This is a genomic window from Actinomycetospora sp. (assembly GCF_055612215.1).
This window is the reverse complement of sequence record NZ_JBVPVA010000508.1, coordinates 1-6165: the sequence shown is the minus strand read 5'-3', so window position 1 is coordinate 6165 and position 6165 is coordinate 1. Positions and strand designations below refer to the sequence as shown.

General features: G+C 74.3%; 7 protein-coding genes. 1 reads left to right on the top strand and 6 read right to left on the bottom strand.

The features are described 5' to 3' along the window. The 5 genes from AC0CYZ_RS14110 to AC0CYZ_RS14090 form a co-directional block, all read right to left on the bottom strand. The coding region (locus AC0CYZ_RS14110; RefSeq protein ID WP_472216336.1) for an NADP-dependent isocitrate dehydrogenase at positions 1–869 on the bottom strand (869 nt) is incomplete at its 3' end. A 232-nt stretch (positions 870–1101) separates the two neighbouring features. Beyond that, positions 1102–1557, bottom strand: a complete 456-nt coding sequence (locus AC0CYZ_RS14105; protein WP_472216334.1) for a DUF3017 domain-containing protein — start codon at positions 1555–1557, stop codon at positions 1102–1104. A 47-nt stretch (positions 1558–1604) separates the two neighbouring features. Next, positions 1605–2465 (bottom strand): bifunctional methylenetetrahydrofolate dehydrogenase/methenyltetrahydrofolate cyclohydrolase, encoded by an 861-nt coding sequence (locus AC0CYZ_RS14100; RefSeq protein WP_472216332.1) that lies wholly within the window; start codon positions 2463–2465, stop codon positions 1605–1607. Between the two features lie 8 nt (positions 2466–2473). Continuing rightward, positions 2474–4399, bottom strand: coding sequence for an NAD-binding protein (locus tag AC0CYZ_RS14095; protein ID WP_472216330.1), 1926 nt, complete (start codon positions 4397–4399; stop codon positions 2474–2476). Beyond that, positions 4389–4889, bottom strand: coding sequence for a hypothetical protein (locus AC0CYZ_RS14090; RefSeq protein WP_472216328.1), 501 nt, complete (start codon positions 4887–4889; stop codon positions 4389–4391). Before AC0CYZ_RS14090 ends, AC0CYZ_RS14095 begins: the two co-directional genes overlap by 11 nt. Positions 4890–5138: 249 nt before the next feature. Between AC0CYZ_RS14090 and AC0CYZ_RS14085 the strand changes: the two genes are divergently transcribed. Next, positions 5139–5804: a GPR1/FUN34/YaaH family transporter gene (locus AC0CYZ_RS14085; RefSeq protein WP_472216326.1), complete on the top strand. Its 666-nt coding sequence runs from the start codon at positions 5139–5141 to the stop codon at positions 5802–5804. A 100-nt stretch (positions 5805–5904) separates the two neighbouring features. On the opposite strand, the gene AC0CYZ_RS14080 is transcribed toward AC0CYZ_RS14085, so the two are convergent. After that, a partial coding sequence (locus tag AC0CYZ_RS14080; protein WP_472216324.1) for an OB-fold nucleic acid binding domain-containing protein occupies positions 5905–6165 on the bottom strand: 261 nt, incomplete at its 5' end.

Here is a 6165-nt window from a genome sequence, read left to right as displayed (position 1 = left end):
AGGCCCAGCGACCCGAAGCCCTGCGCGACGATGTCGGACTGGACGTCGCCGTCGTAGTTCTTGCAGGCCCAGACGTAGCCGCCCTCCCACTTGAGCGCCGCGGCGACCATGTCGTCGATGAGGCGGTGCTCGTAGGTCAGGCCGGCCTTCTCGAAGTCAGCCTTGAACTCCGACTCGAAGATCTCCTCGAAGGTGTCGCGGAACATGCCGTCGTACGCCTTGAGGATCGTGTTCTTCGTCGAGAGGTAGACCGGGAAGTTGCGGTCCAGGCCGTAGCGCAGCGAGGCGCGGGCGAAGTCGACGATCGAGTCCTTGAAGTTGTACATGCCCAGCGCGACGCCCCCGTTCTCCGGGAACTTCGCCACCTGGAACTCCATCGGCTCGCCCTCGCCGTCGGGCGTGTAGCTGATGGTGACCGTGCCCGGGCCGGGGACCTTGAAGTCCTGCGCCAGGTACTGGTCGCCGTGGGCGTGACGGCCGACGACGATCGGCTTCGTCCAGTGCGGGACGTAGCGCGGGATGTTCTGACAGACGATCGGCTCGCGGAAGATGACGCCGCCGAGGATGTTGCGGATCGTCCCGTTGGGCGAGCGGTACATGCGCTTGAGGCCGAACTCCTCGACCCGCGCCTCGTCCGGCGTGATCGTCGCGCACTTGACGCCGACTCCGTGCTTCTTGATCGCGTTCGCGGCGTCGACCGTGACCTGGTCGTCGGTCTCGTCGCGCTTCTCGATCCCGAGGTCGTAGTACTCGAGGTCGATGTCGAGGTACGGGTGGATCAGCTTGTCCTTGATGAACTGCCAGATGATCCGGGTCATCTCGTCGCCGTCGAGCTCGACGACGGTGCCCTCCACCTTGATCTTCGCCACGCTGCGGGCTCTCCTCTCGCGCCTGGTCACGGCGCCGCACGGTTGAGTGGGGCGCTCGCCGGGGGGCCCGTCGCCGCGCCCGTGCGCTCCTGTTTCCCGAACGCTATCAACGCGACACCGGCCGTGACGGGCTGCGTCGAGTCGCCCGGGTCACCGGTGTGGGTGCCGTCCTTCGATGATCACGGGCACGTCAGGCAGCTGTGGGAGCGCCGGGGCATGCCCGGTGTGCCTGTCAGCGGCTCGCGAGCGGTCCACCGGTGATCGTCAGGGACACGAGGACGACGACGAGCCCGAAGACGGTGTAGGTGAGGACGTCGACGCGGCGGGGGCGGACGGCGAGCAGCCCGGCGGTCCGGTCGGGCAGGGCGGCGCGCAGGGCCGCGGCGAGCAGGAGCGCGACGCCGAGCTCGGTGGTGCCCTCGCGCCAGTGCTGCAGCCCGATCCGCACGAACGCGATCGCGACGACCAGGAGCACGGCGCTCAGCGCCGCCTGCGCCCGCACCCGCCGTCCGAGCGCGCGGAGGTAGTACCCGGCCGTCCGGGGCGGGCGGGCGTGGCGTCCGGCGCCGGCGTGCTCGGGCAGCACGGCGACCGGGAACGTCCCCGAGCGCGTCGCGGGGCCCTCCGCCCGGGTGGGCGGGCTCGCCGGCTCGGACGGGGTCGCCGGCTCGGACGGGGTCGCCGGCACGGACGCTCCCGTGGCCCCGCCCGGGCCCTCCGCGGCCGTCACCGGGATCACGCCCCGCTGCCGAGCAGGGCCTCCGCCCGCTCCACCACGTTCGTGAGCAGCATCGCCCGGGTCATCGGGCCCACCCCGCCCGGGTTCGGGGCGACGAAGCCGGCGACCTCGCGGACGTCCTCCGCGACGTCGCCGAGGATGCCGTCCGGGCCGCGGGAGACGCCGACGTCGAGCACCGCGGCGCCCGGGCGCACCATGTCCGCGGTGACGATGCCGGGCACGCCGGCCGCGGCCACCACGACGTCGGCGGCGCGCACCTCGGCGGGCAGGTCCCGCGTCCCGGTGTGGCACAGGGTCACGGTGGCGTTCTCGGTGCGGCGGGTGAGCAGCAGGCCGAGCGGGCGCCCCACGGTGATCCCGCGTCCGAGGACCGTGACCTTGGCGCCGTCGAGGGGCACGTCGTAGCGGCGCAGCAGCTCGACGATGCCGCGCGGGGTGCAGGGCAGCGGCGCCGGCTCGCCCAGCACGAGGCGGCCGAGGTTGGTCGGGTGCAGCCCGTCGGCGTCCTTGTCCGGATCGACGCGCTCGAGCACGGCGTTCGCGTCGATCCCCTTGGGGAGCGGGAGCTGCACGATGTAGCCGGTGCAGGCCGGGTCGGCGTTGAGCTCGTCCACCGCCGCCTCGACGTCGGCCTGGGTGGCGTCGGCGGGCAGGTCGCGGCGGATCGAGGTGATGCCCACCTTGGCGCAGTCGCGGTGCTTCGCGCGGACGTAGGACTGCGAGCCCGGGTCTTCCCCCACGAGCACCGTGCCCAGGCCCGGGGTGCGGCCCGCCGCCGCGAGCTTCGCGACCCGCTCGGAGAGCTCGGCGATGATGGTCGCGAGGGTGGCCTTGCCGTCCAGGATCGTCGCGGTCACGGCGCCCATCATCGCGCGCCGGGGCCGGTCGTGTCCCGGGTGCTCGCGGTCGGCTCCGCGCGGGAGCGGGCCAGCACCGCGAGCAGCTCCTCGTCCGGGCCCACGAGGAACGCCTCGTCGCCCGCGGCGAACCGGGTGTCGCGCCGCGGCGGGTGCTCGAGCGGCACGGCCTCCGGGTGCGGGCCGTCGTGCCCGGCGGCGCGGCGCAGCGCCACGACCCGGGTGCGCAGGGACAGGTCGCGCATGGCGAGCCCGTCGAGCGCGCTGCCGGCGTCGACCCGCAGCCGGCCGAGCAGGAACGCGTGTCCGTGCACGGGGAACGTGCCGAGCACGTCGAGCCCGAGGGCCGCGCCGACGAACCACGGCGCGGCGAGCTCGACGATCGAGCGCACCGACCCGAACCCGAACCGCCGCGACACGGTGCGGGCCAGCTCGCGGTCGAACAGCCGCAGCACCACCGGGACGTCCGGGCGCCGCTCGCCGAGCAGGTCCCGGACGGCCAGCCCGGTCTCGATGTTGGCCATGTCGTCGCTGGTGGTGACCGCGACCGCGGCCGCCCGCCCGACCCGCGCGTCCCGCAGCGCGTCGGCGGTCGTCGCGTCACCGAACACGACGGGGATGCGCAGCGCCCGGGCCCGCGGCAGGTGGCGGTTGGCCGGGTCGGACTCCACGACGACCACGTCGCGGCCGCGGGCGTGCAGCGCCTCGGCGACCGACACCCCGACCGCGCCGAGCCCGACGATGACGACGTGGCCCACCGACGCCGACGCCGCCCGCCGCCCGGCGGTGGCCGAGAGCCGCCGGCTGATGAGCATGTCGGTGAAGTAGGCGATGGGGATCGCCGTCGTCACGACCCCGGCGAGCATGAGGAACACCGCCCACAGCCGCAGCCACACCGCCTGGTCGGCGAAGCTGTAGTCCCCGAAGCCGACCGTGGCGACCGACTCGACGGTGAAGTAGAGCGCGTCGACCGTCCCGAGCCCGCGCCCGTCGGGGTAGTGGTACCCGAGCGTGATGACGGTCGTGGAGAGCACCAGCAGGCCCACGAGCGCGGCGATCGCCCAGCGCAGTCCCCGGTCGGACTCGCGGCCGAGGGCGACCACCGCGGCGACGGCCCGCTGGAGGACGCCGGCGCGCCCGTGGGTGGCGTCGGGGTCGTAGCCCGCCCCCCGCCGGGTCGTCGGGCCGCGGCGCGGCAGCGGGACGGCGGTCGTCGCCTCCACCCCGGCGTCGGCGAGCTCCTCGTCGGTGCCGAGCACCGTGACGCGGTCGCCGTCCCCGACCCGGTGGTCCCGGCTCGGGCACAGGTGCGTGACCCCGTCCGGCTCCGACGTGACCGCGAGCGGGGCGAGGTCGCCGTAGAGGTGGCGCAGCGTGGTCCGGGAGTGCGCGGTGGTGCCCGCCGCGACGAACCGGGTGCCGGCGACGTCGAGCGCGTGCACCGGGCTGAGCAGGCAGGCCTCCACGAGGGCCGGGGTCACGAGCGCGGCGACGTCGAGGACGGCTCCCGGGCCCGGGTCGGCGGAGACGGCGCGGCCGATCGCGGCGTTGCCCAGCGAGGTGACGACGCGGACGTCGGGACGCTGCTCGCGCACGTGCAGCGCGACGTGCAGGTTGCGCAGCTCGCCCTGGTCACCGGCCATGACGCAGACGACCGCGTGGGCGGTGTCGAGCCCGGCCGTGTCGAGGCTGCCCGGCACCGTCGGATCGGCCTCGACGAGCGGGACGCCCCACGTCTCCAGGACGTGGGCGCCGCGGCCGTGCCCGCGGTCGTCGTCGACGACCACCACCGGGTCACCGCGGTGGTGCAGCTGTTCGACGATCCGCAGGCCCAGGCCGCCGAGCCCGCACACGATCACGTGGGTGGGGCGCATCGCTCCGGGGTTCCCGCGCCCGTCCCCCTGCTCCGGGCGGGCGGCCGTCTCAGCGCTCACGGCGGTCGAGCAGCGCGTCGGTGGCGGCGACGGTGCCGGCGTAGACGGCGTGCTGCACGACGCTGACCGTGAGCAGGCGGGCCCCCCACCGCCAGGGCACCGGCGTGCCCCCGACGACCGGGAACAGACCCAGGGCCATGACCTCGCAGCCGACGAAGAACGCCGTCCCCGCCGCCGGCTCGCCCCCGAGCCGGTGGCGCAGCTCCGCGTGCGCGGCCCCGACGACCGACCCGTACCCCCAGTGGACCACCCAGAAGAGGACGTGCCGGGCCTCCGGGCTGCGGGGGGCCCATCCGGTCACGCGCTGCAGGACCGTCGAGGCGGCCACCACCACGTGGTCGGACTGGTCGTAGTCGAGGATCTCGGTGATGTCCTCCGGGGAGATGCCGCGCCGCCAGGCGTGGATCTCGCGGTACGCGCGACCGGTCGCCGCCATGGCCGCGGTCCCGGCCACACCGGCGAGCACGCCGCGGGCGAGACGGCCGCTCACCCGAACGGCGCTGCCCGATCGGGCGGTTCGTCGAGGGAGGACCGGGAGCCGGGCAAGGGGCCTCATGGTGGTGGAGCATGCCTGAACCGGTTCACGGAGGGGCGGGGAGCGACACCCCCTACTCCCGGTCGGTTCCCTCCACGGCGTGCGGGAGATCACACTCGGATGGTCAGCGGGCGGCCGAGGGCGCACACGGACGACTGCGTGCGGCACGGAGGCGCCCGTAGCAACCGGCACGAAGGAGTGGCGATGACCACAGTCGACGAGAGCACCGGGGCGCATGCCGCCGAGACCCGGGCCGACAACACGGCGGCAGCAGAGGCCGCCGCGGCGGCGGCCAATCCGGCCCTGGTCGGCGTCCCGACGTTCGTGATCGGCTCGATCGCCCTCGGGCTCTACCTCGTCGGGTTCACGGGATCCTCCAACGCCGCGATCGGCATGGTCCCGATCCTGATCATGTGCACCGGGGTCGGCCAGCTCATCGGCTGCATCTGGGCGATCAAGACCGGCTCCGGGCCCGTGGCGGCGATCTTCGGGATCTTCGCCGGCTTCTGGCTCAGCTTCTCGGTGCTGGTGCTCGGGCTGGGCCACAACTGGTTCGGTGACGCCACGGCCACGGCGGCCGCCACCGGGGCGCAGGAGACCTTCCTGCTCACCTGGCTGATCGGCGTCGTGGTGCTGACCCTGGCCTCGCTGCGGCTGCCGTCGGTGTTCACCGCGCTGTTCGTGCTGGTGGCCATCGCGCTGCTGCTCGTCCTGCTCGGCACGGCCGCCGGCTCGACCACGCTGCTCTTCTGGGGCGGGATCGCGGTGTTCGCGTTCACGCTCATCGGCGTCTACCTGTTCTTCGACGCGATGAGCGCCGCCGCCGGTGGCGGCTCCCTGCCGATGGGGCCGCCGCTGATCAAGAGCTGACGCCTGGCAGGGGTGTCTCCGGCCGTCGGAACCGGCCTGAGACACCCCCACCAGTGTCCGGAGGCCGGATCTCCGAGCCGCCGGCGGGGCCGGTGGGCGCTCACCGGAAGTCCCGGGAGCGCGACGGCACCACCAGCTCGAGACGCTCCATCCGGTCGGCCACGAGGTTGACCACCGTGGGGGCGTCGGGCGCCCGCTCCACCCGCCCGCGGATCACCAGGGCGGCGCTCGTGCGCGCGACCACGCGGTGGCGCGCCCAGAGCCCCTCCGAGCAGATCACGTTGAGCATCCCGGTCTCGTCCTCGAGGTTGAGGAACGTCGTCCCGCCCGCGGTCGCGGGACGCTGCCGGTGGGTGACCAC